At 74.2% G+C, this 18,410-nt stretch carries 16 protein-coding genes; 10 read left to right on the top strand and 6 right to left on the bottom strand.

The window, feature by feature from the left end:
- Positions 1–238: 238 nt before the first annotated feature.
- Entirely contained in the window at positions 239–1,042 is an 804-nt protein-coding gene (locus O7600_RS09080) for a class I SAM-dependent methyltransferase (RefSeq protein WP_281593208.1), read from the bottom strand.
- Positions 1,043–1,362: 320 nt separating this feature from the next.
- Here O7600_RS09080 and rpsA point away from each other — a divergent pair, with 320 nt between their 5' ends.
- A complete protein-coding gene (gene rpsA, locus O7600_RS09075) occupies positions 1,363–2,892 on the top strand; it encodes a 30S ribosomal protein S1 (RefSeq protein ID WP_281593207.1) in 1,530 nt (509 codons plus the stop codon).
- A gap of 189 nt (positions 2,893–3,081) precedes the next feature.
- A complete protein-coding gene (coaE, locus tag O7600_RS09070; RefSeq protein ID WP_281593206.1) occupies positions 3,082–4,260 on the top strand; it encodes a dephospho-CoA kinase in 1,179 nt (392 codons plus the stop codon).
- 21 nt (positions 4,261–4,281) lie between these two features.
- Here coaE and O7600_RS09065 read toward each other — a convergent pair whose 3' ends face one another.
- Positions 4,282–5,676: a hypothetical protein gene (locus O7600_RS09065; protein WP_281593205.1), complete on the bottom strand. Its 1,395-nt coding sequence runs from the start codon at positions 5,674–5,676 to the stop codon at positions 4,282–4,284.
- A gap of 544 nt (positions 5,677–6,220) precedes the next feature.
- Between O7600_RS09065 and uvrB the strand changes: the two genes are divergently transcribed.
- The 4 genes from uvrB to O7600_RS09045 all read left to right on the top strand — a co-directional run bounded on the left by uvrB (position 6,221) and on the right by O7600_RS09045 (position 10,572).
- The gene (uvrB, locus tag O7600_RS09060; protein ID WP_091573370.1) at positions 6,221–8,332 is read left to right on the top strand and encodes an excinuclease ABC subunit UvrB; all 2,112 of its coding nucleotides are present in this window, start codon (positions 6,221–6,223) and stop codon (positions 8,330–8,332) included.
- 28 nt (positions 8,333–8,360) lie between these two features.
- Complete coding sequence (locus O7600_RS09055; RefSeq protein ID WP_281593204.1) at positions 8,361–9,194, top strand: AraC family transcriptional regulator; 834 nt, start codon at positions 8,361–8,363, stop codon at positions 9,192–9,194.
- Between the two features lie 25 nt (positions 9,195–9,219).
- Positions 9,220–9,588, top strand: coding sequence for a VOC family protein (locus tag O7600_RS09050; RefSeq protein ID WP_281593203.1), 369 nt, complete (start codon positions 9,220–9,222; stop codon positions 9,586–9,588).
- Between the two features lie 84 nt (positions 9,589–9,672).
- Positions 9,673–10,572, top strand: coding sequence for a DUF5753 domain-containing protein (locus O7600_RS09045; protein WP_281593202.1), 900 nt, complete (start codon positions 9,673–9,675; stop codon positions 10,570–10,572).
- A gap of 90 nt (positions 10,573–10,662) precedes the next feature.
- On the opposite strand, the gene O7600_RS09040 is transcribed toward O7600_RS09045, so the two are convergent.
- The gene (locus O7600_RS09040) at positions 10,663–10,956 is read right to left on the bottom strand and encodes an antibiotic biosynthesis monooxygenase (RefSeq protein WP_281593201.1); all 294 of its coding nucleotides are present in this window, start codon (positions 10,954–10,956) and stop codon (positions 10,663–10,665) included.
- Positions 10,957–11,054: 98 nt separating this feature from the next.
- On the opposite strand from O7600_RS09040, the gene pnuC reads away from it, so the two are divergent.
- From pnuC to O7600_RS09025, 3 genes are all read left to right on the top strand, one after another.
- The gene (pnuC, locus tag O7600_RS09035) at positions 11,055–11,708 is read left to right on the top strand and encodes a nicotinamide riboside transporter PnuC (RefSeq protein ID WP_281593200.1); all 654 of its coding nucleotides are present in this window, start codon (positions 11,055–11,057) and stop codon (positions 11,706–11,708) included.
- Positions 11,709–11,761: 53 nt separating this feature from the next.
- Positions 11,762–12,847, top strand: coding sequence for an AAA family ATPase (locus tag O7600_RS09030; protein ID WP_281593199.1), 1,086 nt, complete (start codon positions 11,762–11,764; stop codon positions 12,845–12,847).
- A gap of 707 nt (positions 12,848–13,554) precedes the next feature.
- Positions 13,555–14,553: a TerC family protein gene (locus tag O7600_RS09025; RefSeq protein WP_281593198.1), complete on the top strand. Its 999-nt coding sequence runs from the start codon at positions 13,555–13,557 to the stop codon at positions 14,551–14,553.
- Between the two features lie 58 nt (positions 14,554–14,611).
- Here the strand turns inward: O7600_RS09025 and O7600_RS09020 are convergent, their stop codons facing one another.
- On the bottom strand, positions 14,612–15,529 hold the full coding sequence (locus tag O7600_RS09020; RefSeq protein WP_281593197.1) for an NlpC/P60 family protein: 918 nt from the start codon (positions 15,527–15,529) through the stop codon (positions 14,612–14,614).
- A 56-nt stretch (positions 15,530–15,585) separates the two neighbouring features.
- The gene (locus tag O7600_RS09015; RefSeq protein WP_281593196.1) at positions 15,586–16,683 is read right to left on the bottom strand and encodes a dipeptide epimerase; all 1,098 of its coding nucleotides are present in this window, start codon (positions 16,681–16,683) and stop codon (positions 15,586–15,588) included.
- Positions 16,684–16,727: 44 nt separating this feature from the next.
- Between O7600_RS09015 and O7600_RS09010 the strand changes: the two genes are divergently transcribed.
- Positions 16,728–17,525 carry a tyrosine-protein phosphatase gene (locus tag O7600_RS09010; protein ID WP_281593195.1) on the top strand — a complete coding sequence of 266 codons (798 nt, stop codon included), beginning with the start codon at positions 16,728–16,730 and terminating at the stop codon, positions 17,523–17,525.
- Positions 17,526–17,529: 4 nt separating this feature from the next.
- Here the strand turns inward: O7600_RS09010 and O7600_RS09005 are convergent, their stop codons facing one another.
- Positions 17,530–18,396, bottom strand: coding sequence for a serine hydrolase (locus tag O7600_RS09005; RefSeq protein WP_281593194.1), 867 nt, complete (start codon positions 18,394–18,396; stop codon positions 17,530–17,532).
- Between the last annotated feature and the right edge of the window lie 14 nt (positions 18,397–18,410).

Raw genomic sequence — 18,410 nt, 5'->3', positions numbered from 1 at the left:
CGATGGTTTGGTGGCCCAGGGTGGGGGGAGGGTGTCAACCGGAGGACGCCGTCGACGAGTTCGACGCGGGGGGCGTCGTCCGGCAGGGTGAGCAGGTCGTCCAGCGTGTAGTCCGCACGCTGCTGCCGCATCGGGTCCGGACACCAGGGGCCAGGTGGTGTCGGGTCGGGCTCGGCGCTCATGCGGCGAACGTAGCGCCGGGTGCCGGCGCCGCGGTCGCACCGGCCGTGCGACGCGCTCAGTCCGCCGGCTTCTCGGCGACGAAGATCGCGGTGCCGGGGAAGAGCCGACCGCGCAGCGGGCTCCACTGGCCCCAGATCCCCTCGTGCCCGGCCGGCCACTCCGGTTCCACCAGGTCCAGCAGGCGGAAGCCGGCGCCGACCAGCTCCCGGATCCGGTCGCCGAGGGTGCGGTGCTGCTCCACGTACGTGGCCACGCCGCGCTCGTCCTGCTCCACGTACGGGGACCGGTCGAAGTACGAGTGCACGGCGGTCAGCCCGCCCTCGCCCGGGTCGTCGAGGAAGATCCAGCGCATCGGGTGGGTGACCGAGAAGACCCACCGGCCGCCCGGGCTCAGCACCCGGGCCACCTCGCGCATCGCCGCCGCGGAGTCGTCCACGAACGGGATCGCCCCGAACGCGGTGCAGACGGTGTCGAAGGCGGCGTCGGCGAACGGCAGCGCGAGCGCGTCGGCCTGCACCAGCGGCACGCGTACCCCGGTTCGGTCGGCGGCCTCGGCGGCGTGCCGCAACATGCCGGCGGAGAGGTCCAGCGCGACCGGTCGGGCGCCTCGCGCGGCCAGCCAGCGGGCGGCGGCGGCCGCGCCGGCGCCGAGTTCGAGGATCCGCCGGCCGGCGACGTCGCCGAGCAGCCGCGCGTCGGCCTCGCGCAGCCCCTCGGGGCACCAGACGAAGTCCGTCTCGCCGAGGAACGCGCCGTGCTCGGCCTGGTAGGCGTCGGCGTCGGTGTCCCACCAGCCCCGGTTGGCGCGGCGGATCTCGGCGGCGTCGACCCGCCGGCGGGTCACCCTGTCGTCGTCCACCCGTCCACGCTAGGGCGGACCGGGGCGCCGGACCCGGGCGGGGTCGGCGTCTTGCGGATGGGGCAGGTGTGACGGACGAGACAGCTGTGGCACCTTACCGCGCGAAATCTCCGCTTTCGCAGCGGATGAGGCCGCACGGACCCGGGAGGGCTTGCACGCTGTGGTAATGCAGCGGGTAGGCTAGACGATGCGCTCGCGGATCGTGTGCCTCGGCAGGGAGCAGGTGCGCGGTCACCGGAGCCACTAATGATCTTCTCGCGTCGATCGTTCGGTGTGCCCCGCGACGGATCCGCTGGCGCGGAAGAGTCACCGCGACACCCATGCCCGCTGTGACAACCCATCCGACCGGAGCAACCGCCCACATGACGAGCAGCATCGAGGCCCCCTCGAGCGCCAACAAGGTCACGCACGACGATCTCGGTTCCGAGGAGGCTTTCCTCGCCGCGATCGACGAGACCATCAAGTACTTCAACGACGGCGACATTGTCGAAGGCACCGTCGTCAAGGTCGATCGGGACGAGGTCCTGCTCGACATCGGCTACAAGACCGAGGGCGTCATCCCCTCTCGGGAGCTGTCGATCAAGCACGACGTGGACCCCGCCGAGGTCGTCTCGGTCGGTGACCACATCGAGGCCCTCGTCCTCCAGAAGGAGGACAAGGAGGGTCGGCTGATCCTCTCCAAGAAGCGGGCGCAGTACGAGCGGGCCTGGGGCACGATCGAGAAGATCAAGGACGAGGACGGCGTCGTCCGCGGCTCGGTCATCGAGGTCGTCAAGGGTGGTCTCATCCTCGACATCGGCCTGCGCGGCTTCCTGCCCGCGTCGCTGGTCGAGATGCGGCGGGTGCGTGACCTGCAGCCGTACGTCGGCCGCGAGCTCGAGGCCAAGATCATCGAGCTGGACAAGAACCGCAACAACGTGGTCCTGTCCCGCCGTGCCTGGCTGGAGCAGACGCAGTCCGAGGTGCGCACCGAGTTCCTCAACAAGCTCCAGAAGGGGCAGGTCCGCAAGGGCGTCGTCTCCTCGATCGTCAACTTCGGCGCGTTCGTCGACCTGGGCGGCGTGGACGGCCTGGTGCACGTCTCCGAGCTGTCCTGGAAGCACATCGACCACCCGTCCGAGGTCGTCGAGGTGGGCCAGGAGGTCGAGGTCGAGGTCCTGGACGTCGACCTGGACCGCGAGCGGGTCTCGCTGTCGCTGAAGGCGACCCAGGAGGACCCGTGGCGTCAGTTCGCCCGCACCCACGCGATCCAGCAGATCGTGCCGGGTAAGGTCACCAAGCTGGTGCCGTTCGGCGCCTTCGTCCGGGTGGACGACGGCATCGAGGGCCTGGTCCACATCTCCGAGCTGGCCGAGCGCCACGTGGAGATCCCCGAGCAGGTCGTGCAGGTCGGCTCCGAGGTCATGGTCAAGGTCATCGACATCGACCTGGAGCGCCGCCGGATCTCGCTGTCGCTCAAGCAGGCCAACGAGGGCTTCGTCGAGGGCGAGGAGCACTTCGACCCGACCCTCTACGGCATGGCCGCCACGTACGACAACGAGGGCAACTACATCTACCCGGAGGGCTTCGACCCGGAGACGGGTGAGTGGCTCGAGGGTTACGACAAGCAGCGCGAGACCTGGGAGCAGCAGTACGCCGAGGCGCGTCAGCGCTGGGAGGCCCACACCAAGCAGGTGCAGACCTCCCGCGCCGCCGACGCCGAGGCCGCGGCCAACCCGGCTCCGCCCGCCAGCGCCACGACCACCTCGACCTCGTCGGCCCCGAGCCGTCAGGCCGAGGAGCCGGCCGGCACGCTGGCCACCGACGAGGCGCTCGCCGCGCTGCGGGAGAAGCTCGCCGGCGGTAAGTGACCGGTCGCTGACGTCGGTCCACCCCCGGGCGGGCCGGCAGGTCGCCTCCGACGAACGGGCCCCGTCCCCGCGTTCCGCACCAGCGGAGCGCCGGGGGCGGGGTCCGCTCCGTTTCCGGCGACGACCGGGTCCGGTCGTCGCCGGCGGGGTCCGGTTGGCACGCGGACGGGCATCCGGTTGACTGTCCGGGTGCTGAGGGTGGGGTTGACGGGCGGGATCGGATCCGGCAAGAGCGCGGTGGCGCGTCGGTTGGCCGCGCTCGGCGCGGTGGTCGTCGACGCGGACCGGATCGCCCGCGAGGTCGTCGCCCCGGGCACCGAGGGGTTGGCCGAGGTGGTCGCCGCCTTCTCCGACCGGGTCCTGGACGCCGACGGGGCGCTGGACCGGGCCGCCCTCGGCGCCGTGGTCTTCGGTGACGAGGTGGCCCGCCGCAGGCTGGAGGCGATCACCCACCCCCGGGTACGGGCGCGGACCGCCGAGCTGGTCGCCGGCGCTCCCGCCGACGCGGTGGTGGTCAACGACGTGCCCCTGCTGGTGGAGGTGGGGCTGGCGCCCACGTACCACCTGGTGCTGGTGGTGCAGACGGCGGTGGCGACCCGGTTGGCGCGGTTGTCGCGCGACCGGGGAATGGACCCGGCCGAGGCCGAGCGGCGGATCGCCGCGCAGGCCGACGACGCCCGCCGGCGGGCGGTGGCGGACGCGCTGCTCACCAACGACGGCACGCTGGCCGAGCTGCACGACGCGGTGGACCGCCTCTGGCACGAGCGCCTGCTGCCCTACGAGCGCAACGTCCGGACGCGGCACGCGGTGCGGCCCGGTCCGACGGCGCCGACCGGGCCCGACCCGACCTGGCCAGAGCAGTACGCCCGGCTGGCCGCCCGGATCCGGCACGCGGTCGGCGGCGACGTCCGGGTCGACCACGTCGGCTCCACCGCCGTGCCCGGGCTGGCCGCGCCCGACGTCATCGACGTCCAGCTGACCGTGCCCTCGCTGGCGGAGGCGGACGGGCCGCTCGCCGATCGGCTGGCCGAGGCCGGTTTCCCCCGCCTGCCGGGACAGTGGTGGGACGCGCCGCGCCGGACCGACCGGGTGCACTGGGCGAAGCGGCTGCACGGCAGCGCGGACCCCGGTCGTCCGGTGTTGCTGCACCTGCGCCCGGCCGGCTCCGCCGGCTGGCGGTACGCGCTGCTGATGCGCGACCACCTCCGCGCCGACCCCGGGCGGCGGGCCGACTACCTCCAGGTCAAGCGGGATCTGGCGGCCACCGCGCCGGCGGGGGCCGAGCAGGGCACGCTCGGCGATCCCTGGTTCGACGAGGAGCACCTGCGGGCCGAGGAGTGGGCCGCGCAGACCGGCTGGCGCCCCTGAGGCGGCGCCTGTCCCGCCCGGTCAGCGTGCGGACGGCGCGGCCGTCGGGCCGGTGCCCGGTCTCGGCCCTGGGGTGAGGTCGAGCCGGACCCAGACGCCCCGGCCGGTACGCAGCTCCACCCGGCGCGGCAGCCCGCCCCGGTCGAGCCACCAGCGCCGGCCGCCCGGGACCTCGACGACGTCCACCACGCGGTCGGCCAGCCGGTCCTCCCGGATCCGGACCGCCGCCGCGGCGGGTGCCCGGGTGGCGGCCCGCAGCGCCGCGTCGACCAGCCGGTCCAGGTCGTCGGCGGCCGGCCGGGCGGTGGCCGTCAGCAGCCCGCTCGGCACCGGCGTCGGTGGCGTGGCCGGACCGTCGGGGGACCCGGGTGTCTGTGCCACCCGCCCCGGCCGGATCCACCGCAGCGACCGGCGGCCGGTGTCCTCGTCGGTCACCGCCAGGTAGGCCGACGGCGCCGCCCAGCTCAGCGTGCCGGCGCCACCCAGGTTGGCGGACGGGCCGAGCGGGGCGGCCACGGTCACCGCCGCGCCACCGGCGGCACGCAGCCGGGCGGGCAGCCGGGCCAGCCGGTCGGCCTCGGCGTCGGTGAGCGCCCGGGGCTGCCCGGGCGGCCCGCCGAGCGCGTCCACCGGGCGCAGGGTGGGGCGGTCGACGCGGACCAGGTCGACGGTGACGGGGGCACCGTCGGGCAGCCGGCCGGTCAGCCGGTGCAGGCGGGCGTCCGGGTCGATCCAGAGCGTCGGCGCCGGGCCGCCCGCCGGCGTGGCGCCACCGGCCAGCGGGGCCTGGACCACGTCCACCGGCACGCCCCCGAGGGTCTCCCGGCGCAGCCAGCGACCGTCCGGTCCGGCCGGGTCGACCCGGTCCGCGCCGAGTGAGAGCAGGAGGTCGCGTACGGCCGCCACGCCCCGTCCGGCGGGCGGCTCGCGGAGCCGCCAGCGGTCGCCCGGCGGGACCAGCGGCGGGCGCGCGGGTGTGGGCAGCGTGGTCGGGTCGGGGCGGACCAGCAGCGTCGACGCGGTGGCCTGGGCCAGCCCGCGGTCGGCGCCCGCCCCGGGACCGCCGACGTCCAGGTAGACCAGCGGCCGGGCCCAGTCGACCCAGCCGAGCAGCTCGACGCGGTCGCGGCCGGCGCCGACGGCGACCCGCACACCGGCGCGGACGTCCCGCAGGTTGCCGACCCGGAGCGCGGCCACCCGATCGGCCTCGTCCGCGCTCAGCGCGCGCGTCGCCCCGGGCCGGTCGGCCGGGTCCGGCGAGCCGCCCGGCAGGCCGGCGACGAGGACGGCCGCGGAGGCCGCGGCGGCCGCCACGAGCGCGGCCAACGCGACGCGCCGCCGGCCCGGCGGATCGGGCGGGTCGGCCCTGCCGTCCGTCTCCGGGTCGTCGCCGGGGCCGGTGGACCGGGCCGACAACCGACCGGCGTCGGTCCGCCGACGGCGACCGGCGACCGTGGCCGGTCGCGCCGGGGCGTTGGTCCGGCCGCGCCGGTGCCCCCGGCCCGGCTCGCGTGGTACGGCCTGGTCGCCGCCGCCGCGCGCGGTGGGCCGGTGGGGGACTCTCTCGGCGCGCGGCCGGCCCGGTTCCGCGGCCGGGGTGGGCGCGCCGGTGTCCGGGGTGTGATCGCCTCGCGGCCGGCGCTCGGGAGAGGTCTCCACACGTGGAGAACGCGGCGGTGGGGTTTCGGTGACGAGCAGGGGCGCTCGCGGCGGCCGGTCAGCGCCGTCGGCGCGACCACCGTGGGCGCGCACGCCGGTCGTCCCGGGTGCTGCGGCCCTGGCGCCGGGGGCGGCCGGGCCCCCGGAGGGGGCGGCCACCGGCCCGGACGGCCGCCGCGAGCGGCCTACGGTACGAGGGTAGACCGGTGAGATGAGCCACACAATGGGAATATCGAAGCCGATCAGGGACGGTCCGTGGTCGTCGGGGGAAGTGTCGGACCGCGGGCGTACGGTTGGTGTCATGGCGCTCGACATTCCCCGGCTCGACGGCCGCTTCCAGGTCGTCAGCGAGTTCCAGCCGGCCGGCGACCAGCCGGCAGCCATCGACGACCTTGAGCGTCGGGTGCGCCGCGGCGACCGCAACACGGTGCTGCTCGGCGCGACCGGCACCGGCAAGAGCGCCACCACGGCGTGGCTGGTCGAGCGGCTGCAGCGGCCCACCCTGGTGCTCGCCCCGAACAAGACCCTCGCCGCCCAGCTCGCCAAGGAGTTCGGCGAGCTGCTGCCGCACAACGCGGTCGAATACTTCGTCTCCTACTACGACTACTACCAGCCCGAGGCCTACATCCCGCAGACCGACACCTACATCGAGAAGGACTCCTCGATCAACGAGGAGGTCGAGCGGCTGCGGCACTCGGCGACCATGTCGCTGCTCACCCGGCGCGACGTCATCGTCGTCGCCACCGTTTCGGCGATCTACGGCCTGGGCACGCCGGAGGAATACCTCGACCGCGCGGTGCGGGCCAAGGTGGGCCAGGAGCTCGACCGCGACCAGCTGCTGCGCCGGCTGGTCGACATCCAGTACACGCGCAACGACATGGCCTTCCAGCGCGGCACCTTCCGGGTCCGCGGCGACACGCTGGAGATCATCCCGGCCTACGAGGAGCTGGCCGTCCGGATCGAGCTGTTCGGCGACGAGATCGAGAAGCTCTACTACCTCAACCCGTTGACCGGTGACGTGGTCCGTGAGGTGGACAGCCTGGTGATCTTCCCGGCGACGCACTACGCGGCCGGTCCGGAGCGGATGGAGCGGGCCATCCGCGACATCGAGGCCGAGCTGGCCGAGCGGCTGGCCGAGCTGGAGCGTCAGGGCAAGCTGCTGGAGGCGCAGCGGCTGCGCATGCGCACCACCTACGACATCGAGATGATGCGCCAGGTCGGCTTCTGCTCCGGCATCGAGAACTACTCGATGCACATGGACGGCCGGCTGCCCGGCAGCCCGCCGCACTGCCTGCTCGACTACTTCCCCGACGACTTCCTCACCGTGGTCGACGAGTCGCACGTGACCATCCCGCAGATCGGCGGGATGTACGAGGGCGACGCCTCCCGCAAGCGGATGCTGATCGACCACGGCTTCCGGCTGCCCAGCGCCGCCGACAACCGGCCGCTGCGGTTCGACGAATACCTGGAGCGGGTGGGCCAGTCGGTCTTCCTCTCCGCCACCCCCGGCCCGTGGGAGCTGGAGCAGGCCCAGGGCGAGTTCGTCGAGCAGGTGATCCGACCCACCGGCCTGATCGACCCCGAGGTGGTGGTGAAACCCACCAAGGGGCAGATCGACGACCTCATGCACGAGATCAAGCTGCGCACCGAGCGCGACGAGCGGGTGCTGGTCACCACGCTGACCAAGAAGATGGCCGAGGACCTCTCCGACTACCTGCTGGAGAACGGCATCCGGGTGCGCTACCTGCACTCCGAGGTCGACACGCTGCGCCGGGTCGAGCTGCTGCGCGAGCTGCGCAAGGGCGACTACGACGTGCTGGTCGGCATCAACCTGCTCCGGGAGGGCCTCGACCTGCCCGAGGTCTCCCTGGTGGCGATCCTCGACGCCGACAAGGAGGGGTTCCTGCGCAGCGGCCGGTCGCTGATCCAGACGATCGGCCGCGCGGCCCGTAACGTCTCCGGCCAGGTCCACATGTACGCCGACAAGATCACCCCGTCGATGGCGAACGCGATCGACGAGACCAACCGCCGGCGGGCCAAGCAGATCGCGCACAACGAGGCCCACGGGATCAGCCCGGAGCCGCTGCGCAAGAAGATCCACGACATCCTCGACGACATCTACCGCGAGGCGGAGGACACCGAGAACGCCACGGTCGGCGGGGCCGCCCGGCAGTTGTCCCGGGGCAAGGCGCCGGTGAAGGAGACGCGCAGCCGTGGGGGTCGGGGCGGTGCGGCGACCCCGTCGCGCGAGGGCATGGCCCGGGCCGACCTGGCCAACCTCATCCAGGAGCTCAACGACCAGATGCTCGCGGCCGCGCGGGAGCTGCAGTTCGAGTTGGCCGCGCGGATCCGGGACGAGGTCTCCGACCTGAAGAAGGAGTTGCGCGGGATGGACGCCGCCGGGGTGCGGTGACCGGCGCGCCGGCGCGGGGAGGGGTGCGATGCTGACCGAGGCCGTCGTCGGGCTGCCCGATGCCCGGCTGCGTCCGTGGGTCGACCGCTACCTCGGCTACCGGGAGGTCGCGTCCACCCCGCTGGTGCGCCGGGAGGTCGCGGGCGCCTTCGTGGTGCTGATCCTCGGCTGGGCCGACCCGCTCGACGTCGCCGACCCGCGCGCCGTCGGTCGGGGGGTCTCCGGCAGCGCCTTCCTGGCCGGCCCGTTCGACGGCTGGTGCCTCACCCGCACCACCGGGACCGGCGCGGGCGTGCAGGTGGTGCTGAGCGCGCCGGCCGCCCGGCGGTTCCTCGGGGTGCCCCTGGGCGAGTTGGCCAACCGGGCGGTCCCGGTCGACGGGGTCGGCGGCTGGCTGGTCCGGCTCCGCGACGAGCTGGCCGCCGAGGCGGCCTGGCCGGCGCGTTTCGCCCGGCTCGACGCCGCCCTCGCCGCGCGGCTGGCGGCCACCGACCCGGTCGACGGTCGCCTGCTGAGGGCCTGGCGGCGACTCGAGGGCACCGGGGGAGCGGTGAGCGTCGGCGCTCTGGCCGACGAGGTCGACTGGTCCCGCCGCCATCTCGCGGTGCGGTTCCGGCGGGAGTTCGGGTTGCCGCCGAAGACCGTCGCCCGGCTGCTGCGCTTCGAGCGCGCGTACGCCAGCCTGGGCCGCACCCTGTGTGCGGCGCCGGCCGCCGGCCCGCACGGGACGGGGTGGGCGGAGCGGGCGGCCCGGTGGGGCTACTACGACCAGTCGCACCTGATCCGGGAGTTCCAGGAGTTCGCCGGCGCCACACCCGCGGCGCTGGTCCGGGCCGGATCGCATTCGTCCAATCCCGGGTGACCCGGCGGGCGGCAGACTGACCGGCATGCGAAGCATCTATCCGGTCCTGCGCTATCCCGACGTCCGCGCCGGCGTCGACTTCCTCCGGTCGGCGTTCGGTTTCACCGTCCACGAGCTGCACGAGGGGCCCGACGGCACGATCCGCCACGCCCAACTCGGTCACGGCGACGACCTGGTCATGGTCGGGCCGGGGCCCGCGCCGGCGAGCCGGCCGGCCGACGACGACTACCGCGTCTACGTGGCGGTCGACGACGTCGACGCGCACCACGAGCGGGCCCGCGCCGCCGGAGCGGAGATCGTCCGGGCGCCGTTCGACACCGACTACGGCTCCCGCGACTACGCCGCCCGCGACGTGGCCGGCGTGGTCTGGTCCTTCGGCACCTACCGTCCCTGACCGCGTCCCGTGCGGTAGCTCTGTGCGAGCGAGGTATTGCCGTGTGTGATGGTCATGCGTACGCTCCCACCCTGGGAGGCGCGCATGCCGTTGTCAGCAAGTCCTGTCGTCCGGAGGGTGCGGCTCGGCGTCGAGCTGCGCCGGCTGCGTCGGCGTGAGTCGATGACGCTGGAGCAGGTGTGCGCCCGGCTCGGCTGGGCGTCCACATCGAAGCTGTCCCGCATCGAGCTGGGCCAGAGCCGACCCGACCTGGCCGACGTCCTCGACCTGCTCGACGTCTACGCGGTGCCGCCGCACCAGCGCGATGAGCTGATCGTCATCGCCCGCGACGCCGCCACCGGCCGCGGCTGGTCCAAGGCGTTGGGCGAGATGGGTGAGCGGCAGCGGGCGTACGCCGAGCTGGAGGCGGGCGCCGAGCGCATCGTGGAGTACCAGCCGGCGCTCGTGCCCGGGCTGTTGCAGACCCCGGCGTACGCCCGGCTGCGGGTGACCGCCGGCGCGCTGCTCGCCGACGGCGTGGATGTGGAGGCCGACGTCCGTGCCCGGGCGGTGCGCCAGGAGCTGCTGGTGCGGTCGGACCCGCCGCACTACACCGCGCTGATCGACGAGCGGGCCTGCGACCCGGGCGGCCTGCCGGCCGACGTGTGGCGGGACCAGCTGCGGCACCTGCTGACGCTGGCCGAGCGGCCGCACGTCACCGTCCGCGTGCTGCCGCGCGGCGCCTCGCCCGGCGACGACCTGCACCCGCTGGCGCCCTTCTCCTACTACGCCTATCCCGACCCGGCCGACCCGCGCACGGTGCTGGTGGAGACGCTCACCACGGACCTGCGCCTGGTCGCCGAGACCGACGTGACCCGCTACGAGCAGGTGATCGAGCGGCTGCTCGCGGCGGCGCTGACCGAGGCGGAGACCGTCGATCTTCTGGCCCGCCGGCTCGGGGCCGCGCCGGTGCCCCGGCCCCGGGACCCGCACGAGCTGGAGTGACGCCGCGCGCCCACCGGGCCCGGCGCCCTCGATGCCCGTCGGGACCGGTGGCCGCGCGTCGCGCGCAGGCTATGTGCGGGGTACGACAGATCAGGCCGGCACGTCGACGAAGTGCTCGACCAGCGGCGGGCCGGCGAAGTACGGACCGATCAGGCCCCGCCACTGCGCGAACCGCTCGGTCTGCCGGAAGTTCACGTCGTGCGCCTCGACCGAGTCCCACTCGACCAGCAGCACGAACCGGGTGGGTGACTCCACCCCGCGGGTCATCCGCACGGAGCGGCAGCCCTCGGCGCCGGCGAGGATCGGACGGGCCTTCGCGTAGGCGGCGGCGAAGTCGTCCTCGTTTCCGGGCGTCACGTCGATCAGCGCGACCTCAAGAACCATGACCGCAGCCTTTCACGCCGGGCGCCCACCGGTACGCTCCGGGGGCGCTCCGGCGGGCCGCATCCCTGCGCGGCGGCGCCGGCAGCGGGGGAGGACACATGCTCGACTGGCTCACCGGCACCGCGTTCACCGTCCTGGGCGCGGGCACCACCTGGGCCGAGCTGCTCGGCTTCGTCACCGGCGTGGTGAACGTCTGGCTGGTGGCCCGCCAGCACATCGCGAACTGGCCGGTCGGCATCGCCAACGTGCTGCTGCTGATGGTGCTGTTCTGGACCGCCGGCCTGTACGCCGACGCCGGCCTCCAGCTCGTCTACGTGGCGCTCGGTGTCTACGGCTGGTGGCACTGGCTGGTCGGCGGCGAGCGGCGCAGCCGGTTGACGGTCGCCCGCACCCGGCGGCGGGAGTGGTGGGCGCTGGGCGCGGCCGGGCTGCTGCTCACCGCCGGCCTGTGGGTGCTGCTGGACCGGGCCACCGACTCCACCGTCCCGCTCGCCGACGCGGTCACCACGGCGCTGTCGCTGCTGGCCACCTACGGCCAGACCCGCAAGCTGGTGGAGAGCTGGTGGCTGTGGATCGCCGCCGACCTGATCTACATCCCGCTCTACGCGTACAAGGGACTGTGGCTGACCGGCGGCCTGTACCTGATCTTCCTGGCGCTCTGCGTGGTGGGATTGCGGGCCTGGCGGGCGGACCTGCGGCGGCGCGCGGCGGCCACCCCGGTGCCACCCGGCCCGGCGCCGGTGGCCGCGTGAGCGCGAGGGGTGAGCCGGGTCTGCGAGCCCCGCAGTCGCGAACGGGAGGCTCGGTGAGTGGGCCCGCCGGCGACCGACGGCCGTTTCGGCACGGCCTGGTGGTCGGCAAGTTCTATCCGCCGCACGCCGGGCACCACGCGCTGGTCGAGGCCGCCGCCGCCCGCTGCGCCGCGGTGACCGTGGTGGTGGCGCCGTCGAGCCGGGAGTCGATCCCGCTGGAGCTGAGGTTGGCCTGGCTGCGCGAGACCCACGCCGACACCCCGTGGGTGCGCTTCGTCGGTCGCCACGACGACCACCCCGTCGACTACGCGGATCCGGCGGTCTGGGACCTGCACTGCGCGGTGTTCGCCGACGCGCTCGGCGGCGAGCCGGTGGACGCCGTCTTCTCCTCCGAGGCGTACGGCGAGGAACTGGCCCGCCGGTTCGACGCGGTCGCGGTCGCCGTGGACCCGGGGCGTCGGGCCGTACCGGTGTCCGGCACCGCGGTGCGCGCGGACCCGGCGGCGCACTGGCGGTGGCTGAGCCCGCCGGTGCGGGCGTGGCTGGTCCGCCGGGTGGTGGTGGTCGGCGCCGAGTCGACCGGCACCACGACCATGGCGCGGGCGCTGGCCGCCCACTACCGGACCGCATGGGTGCCGGAGTACGGGCGCGAGCTGACCGAGCGCAAGCTCGCCGCGCTGCGCCGGTCCCGCCCGGCGGCGACGGTCGTCGACGTGAGCTGGGACCGGGACGACTTCGTCGAGGTGGTCCGCGAGCAGCAGGCCGCCGAGGACGCGGCGGCCCGGCTCAGCGGTCCACTGCTGTTCTGCGACACCGACGCCCGGGCCACCGCGATCTGGGAGGAGCGCTACCTCGGGTCGTCCTCGGCCCGGGTCCGGGCGGCCGCCCGCCGTCCGGCGCTGTACCTGCTCACCGATGACGCCGGAGTGCCGTTTACCGACGACGGCCTGCGCGACGGGGAGCACCTGCGGGCGTGGATGACCGGGCGGTTCCGGGCCGAGCTGGCCGGGTGCGGGGTGCCGCTGGTCGAGCTGCGCGGCGGGCACGAGGAGCGGCTGGCCACCGCGGTGACCGCGTGCGACGCGCTGCTCGCCGCCGGCTGGTCGTTCACCGATCCGGTGCTGCCCGCGCGCCCCTGACGGCTCCTGCTGCCGCCTGCTGCCACCTGCCCGCCTCGTCTCCGTCTCGGCTTCCGCTGGTCCGGCTCGTGTCCTCGCGGTTCCCGCTGGTCCGGTTCCCGCTTGCCCGGCCCGTGCCTGCCCCGGTTCCCGCTGGCCTGGCCCTCACCGGGGTTCCCGGCCGGCTCATGCCTGCTCGCGGACAGGGGGACTCCCTTCGGTGCCGATCCGACCCCTGGCCGCGTCCGCGTAGCCGGGTGGTGCCTCCGCGCGCAGGAGGGCCCGCGGTGCCGGCGACCGAGGGGTTCGCGAAGAGCGATATACCTCAGAGGCATATTTATGACTCTGAGGTATATCGCTCTCCACTGATCGGTTCGGCTCGCGGCGACACGCCGACGGCCGCCTCCAGGCCCTCACCTAGCCTCCTAGGATGCGCTACGCGACGTGAGCCCGCGCACGCGACGGGCCTATCCGGGCGCCCGAAGATGCGGCACCCGGGGGTGATGGTGAACAATGGCGGCCGAGGAGGGGAGTATTCCCCCGCGACGGAGTCGTCAGCACGGAAGAGCGCCGGTACCCCACGGTGGTTCGACCCGGCTCCGTCGGTCGGGACCACCAGGCCCCGGCGGAAGAGACCTCCGACAGTCACCAGAGTCAGCGTCGACGCACCCCGGCCCCACACCCGGCGTACGGTGTGCCCGACGCTGCGTGTCTGCCGGAGGATGGATTTGAACGTGTCCGCATTGGTGTGGGCGGTAACCCTGACCGCGATGATCGCGGTCCTGCTCGCCGACCTGTTCATCATCGGTCGCCGTCCGCACGAGCCCAGCGTTCGGGAGTCGAGCCTCTGGGTCGGCTTCTACGTGGCGCTGGCGCTGGTCTTCGGCGCGGTGCTCTGGGCGACCTCCGGGGCGAGCGTGGCCGGCCAGTTCTACACCGGCTGGCTCACCGAGTACAGCCTCTCGGTGGACAACCTCTTCGTCTTCGTGATCATCATGGCCCGCTTCGGGGTGCCCCGGCAGTACCAGCAGAAGGTGCTGCTCATCGGCATCCTGCTGGCGCTGGTGATGCGCGGCGGCTTCATCGCCGCCGGTGCCGCGTTGATCTCCCAGTTCTCCTGGGTGTTCTACATCTTCGGCGCCTTCCTCATCTACACGGCGGTCAACCTCGCCCGGCAGGGCGAGCCGGACGAGGACGAGTTCAGCGAGAACCTGCTGATCCGGTGGAGCCGCAAGGCGTTGCCGCTGTCCCGGGACTTCGACGGGGCGCGGATGACCACCCGGGAGAACGGGCGGCGCCTGTTCACGCCGATGCTGATCGTGATGATCGCGATCGGCACCACCGACCTGATCTTCGCGCTCGACTCGATCCCGGCGATCTTCGGCATCACCCAGGAGCCCTACCTCGTCTTCACCGCCAACGTCTTCGCGCTGATGGGGCTGCGGCAGCTCTACTTCCTGCTCGGCGGGCTGCTCGACCGGCTCATCTACCTCAGCTACGGGCTGGCCGTGGTGCTCGGCTTCATCGGCGTCAAGCTGGTCCTGGAGGCGCTGGCCGACAACAACCTGCCGTTCATCAACGGCGGCGAGCACGTGGCCTGGGCGCCGCACATCCCGATCTGGCTGTCGCTGACCGTCATCCTCGGCACGCTGGCCGTCGCCACGGTGGCCAGCCTGGTCAAGTCGTCCCGCGACCGACGCCGCGAGCTGGCCGAGGCGCGTAGCTGACCGGTACGTACGTCAGGGGCGTCCCGCCGGTCGGGGCGCCCCTGATCCGTCTTGCCGGTCAGACCCGGTGGGCGCCGACGAGGGTGGCGACGCGGGCCTCCGGCAGTTCCTCCTCGACCACCCGGCGGGTGCGGTAGCAGGCGTGCAGCATCCGGCGCCGGCCGTCGTGCGGCTCGGCCGAGACGATGCCGACGTGGTGGATGCGCCGGCCGGGGCGGGCGAAGAAGTAGAGATCGCCCGGACGCTCGTCGTCCAACGCCAGCGGGGTGGTGGCCTCGGCCTGGTCGTCGGCGTCCCGGGGGAGGGTGGTCCCGTACCGCCGCCAGGCCAGGTGCACCAGGCCGGAGCAGTCGATGCCGTCGGTGGACAGGCCGCCCCAGACGTAGACCAGGTCCCGCAGCCGCTCGGCGACCGCGAGCACCTCCTTGGCCTCCGGCCGTTCGCCGGGCAGCGGCACCAGGTCGCCCTCCGGCGCCCAGAGCGGGTCGACCCCGCCGGGCGCGCGGACCGGCCGCCAGCCGTCCACCGGTCGCCCGGCCGAGGCGAGGTGGGTGCCCAGGACCACGCCGGGAAGCGCCGGAGGGCCGTCCGGGGCGGCGCGCAGCGCGGTGCGGACGACGTCGACCACCAGCGTGCCGGCGGTCGGCGCGGCGTCGACGGGCCCGGCGAGGTGGGCGGTGCGCAGCCAGCCCGGGTAGCCGCGGACGTCGAGCTTGGCGGCCGGCTGCCCGAGCGCGACCACCCGGGCCCAGCCGTCCGGCCGGACCTCGGTGACCAGCACCGGCTCGCCGAGCAGCAGCTGGGTCAGGACGCAGTCGCCGACCTGCTGATCGGTGTCCATCGCGGCGATCCAGGCGGCGACGTCGGGTGGGTCGGCCAGGGCGGGGCGGTCGATCGCGCGAACCGCCTCGGGTGCGGTCCACAGGGTCGCCACCGCGACCCGTACGACGGCCTGGTGGCCCGGCTGAGGCGCCATCTGCACCCCTCCTCCCACGCTTCTCCGGGCGACCCTATGAAAAATTCCAACGACACTCAACCGCGGTTTTGAACCTTAGCTTCACTCACGTCGGTGATCCCGAGCCCCGGCGCGTCCGGCAGCAGCACTGTCGCGCCCTCGTACCGGAGCCCGCCGCTGACCGGCGACCAGGCGAGCCACCAGGCGGCGTCGAGGTCCGACACGGCCGTGGTGCCGTACGCGGCGACCAGGCTTGCGGCCGCGCCCACGCCGACCGGACCCTCCATCATCGAGCCGACGATCGTGCCCATGCCGTGCGCGGCGGCCAGGTCGAGCAGCGTGCGGGCCGGCTGGAGCCCACCGCACTTGGCCAGCTTGACGTTGACCATGTCGGCCGCCCGGCGGCGGATCACCTCGACCAGGTCGCGCACGTCGAAGACCGACTCGTCGGCGAGGATCGGCAGGTCCACCCGGTCGCTGACCCAGGCCAGCCCGTCCAGGTCGCGGCGGTGCACCGGCTGCTCGACCAGCTCGACGTCGAGCCCGGCGTCCTCGATGCCGCGGATCACCCGGACCGCCTCGCGGGGCGTCCACCCCTGGTTGGCGTCCAGCCGGATCCGGACGTCCGGGCCGACGGCGGCGCGTACCGAACGGACCCGGTCCAGGTCGCCGCGGGCGTCGGTGCCGACCTTCAGCTTGAGCACGGTGAACCCCTCGGCCCGCCGCCGGCCGGCCGCCGTGGCCAGGTCGACCGCGTCGCCTGCGGCCAGCGTGACGTCCGTCGGGACGCGCAGCGCGGTGCCGCCGAGCAGCCGTACCAGGGGTACGCCGAGCCGCCGCGCGGCCAGGTCGTGCAGCGCCACGTCGACGGCCGCCTTCGCCGACTCGTTGCCCACCACGGCCCCGCGCACCTGCGCGCACCGGGCCTGGAGGTCGTCCGCGTCGCGGCCGGTCAGCAGCGGCGCGAGCAGTTCGCGGACGCACGCCTCGGCCCCGGCGACCGACGCGCCGGTGACCTGCCACACCTGCGGGGCCTCGCCGAAGCCCGAGCGACCGTCGCTGTCGATCACCTCGACGACCAGGGTGTCCACGGTGGTGGTGCGGCGCAGCGCGGTGACGAACGGGGTGTGTAAGGGGGCCGAGAGCCGGTGGGTGCGTACCGCGGCGATCGTCATGTGGGGCACCCTATAGGCAACTGGCGGCGAACAGGGGAGGGCCGATGACCGGGCGGGACTGGGAGCTGGTGGGCGCGCCGAACGCCCGCGACCTGGGCGGGTTGCCGACGACGGACGGGCGGCGGGTCCGCGCCGGGCGGCTCCTGCGCACCGCGGCGCTGGGCCGGCTCACCGACGACGACCTGCCGGTGCTGGGCAAGCTCGGTGTGGCCTGCGTGGTGGACCTGCGCGACGCCGACGAGCAGGCGGTGGCCCCGCCGGACCGGCTGGTGGGTGAGCCCCGGCGGGTGCACCTGCCGGTCTACGACGCGGCGCACCCGGTGTTCACGTACGTCTCGGCCGTGCTTCAGGGCCACGACCTGAACGCGTACGCGGCGCTGGCCACCGAGGGCATGCCGGGGGCGATGACGGCGATCTACCGGTGGTTCGTCACCGGGGAGTCGGCCCGGGCCGGGTTCGGCGCCGCGGTGCGGCTGGCCGCGGACGCGGGGAACCTGCCGCTGCTGTTCCACTGCTCGGCCGGCAAGGACCGGACGGGCTGGCTGTCGGTGGTGCTGCTGACCGCGCTGGGGGTGCCGGAGCCGGCCATCCGGGCCGACTACCTGCGGCACAACGAGCTGACCGAGAGCCTGCGCGAGGTGCTGCTGACGGCCATGACGCGCCGTCGGCCGGACCTGGACCCGGCGGTGGCCCGGCCGCTGCTGGAGGTGCGCCCGGAGTATCTCGACGCCGCCTACGACGAGGTGCGCCGGGTGCACGGCACGTTCGAGGCATACCTGCGTGACGGGCTGGGCGTGACCGACGAGGTCCGGGCGGGGTTGCGGGCGGGGCTGCTGGAGTAGCGCCTCAGCCGGCCAGCTCGTGCCGGGCGTCCCACACCCGCGCGGAGACGTGCGCGATGAGCCGGCAGGCGTCGTCCTCGACCTGCTCGCCGTCCGCGCCGCCGTCGGCCAGGTCGGTGGTCGTGCACACCACGACGGTGTACGGCGGCGCGTCGTCCGGGAAGACCACGCCGGCGCCGTGGCGGACACCGCGTACCCAACCGTTCTTGTGGGCGATGCGGGTGCCGTCGGGCAGACCGGCGGCCAGGTCCTCGCGGTGTTCCTGGGCGACGAGCACGTCGAGCATGGCGGCGCAGCCGGCCGGCGAGGCCAGCGGGCCGGGCCGGTTCGCGCCCAGCGCCAGCTCGCCGAGGAGGGCGGCCAGGTCGGCGGCGGTGACCAGGTTGTCGATGCCGGCGTCGCGGGCCGCGAAGTCCTCGATGCCGCGGCCGGTGACGCTGTGCCGCGCGCCGGCCAGCGCCCACGCCTGCGCGACGGCGGGCAGGCCGACCTGGCCGACGCAGATGTTGGTGGCCAGGTTGCTGGAGCGGACGATCATGCGTTCGGCGAGCCAGCGCAGCGGGGCGACGCCGCCGACGCGCTCCCAGACCGCCTCGTCGTTGTCGTAGTCGCGGGCGTTGGTGAAGCGGGGCGCGCCGGGCAGCGCGGAGTCGAAGGAGTTGCGCACCGGCAGCGGCGCGTCCAGGTCGAGCCGGCCGGCTTCGGCGGCGCGGTGCAGCGCCACCAGGACGGCGACCTTCATGGTGCTCGCCGCGTAGTGGGTGGCGTCGGCCCGCCGGGTCCAGGTGGGCCGCGCGCCGAGGCGGCCCACGTGCGCGGAGACGGTGCCGGGCACCTTGTCCAGGTGCGCGTCGAGGTCCTCCCAGATCATGGGGTGACCGTAGC

Source organism: Micromonospora sp. WMMA1998 (assembly GCF_027497375.1).
GTDB classification, from domain to species: domain Bacteria; phylum Actinomycetota; class Actinomycetes; order Mycobacteriales; family Micromonosporaceae; genus Micromonospora; species Micromonospora sediminicola.
Note: the sequence above shows the minus strand (reverse complement) of the source record. Positions and strands in the feature narration are given on the sequence as shown.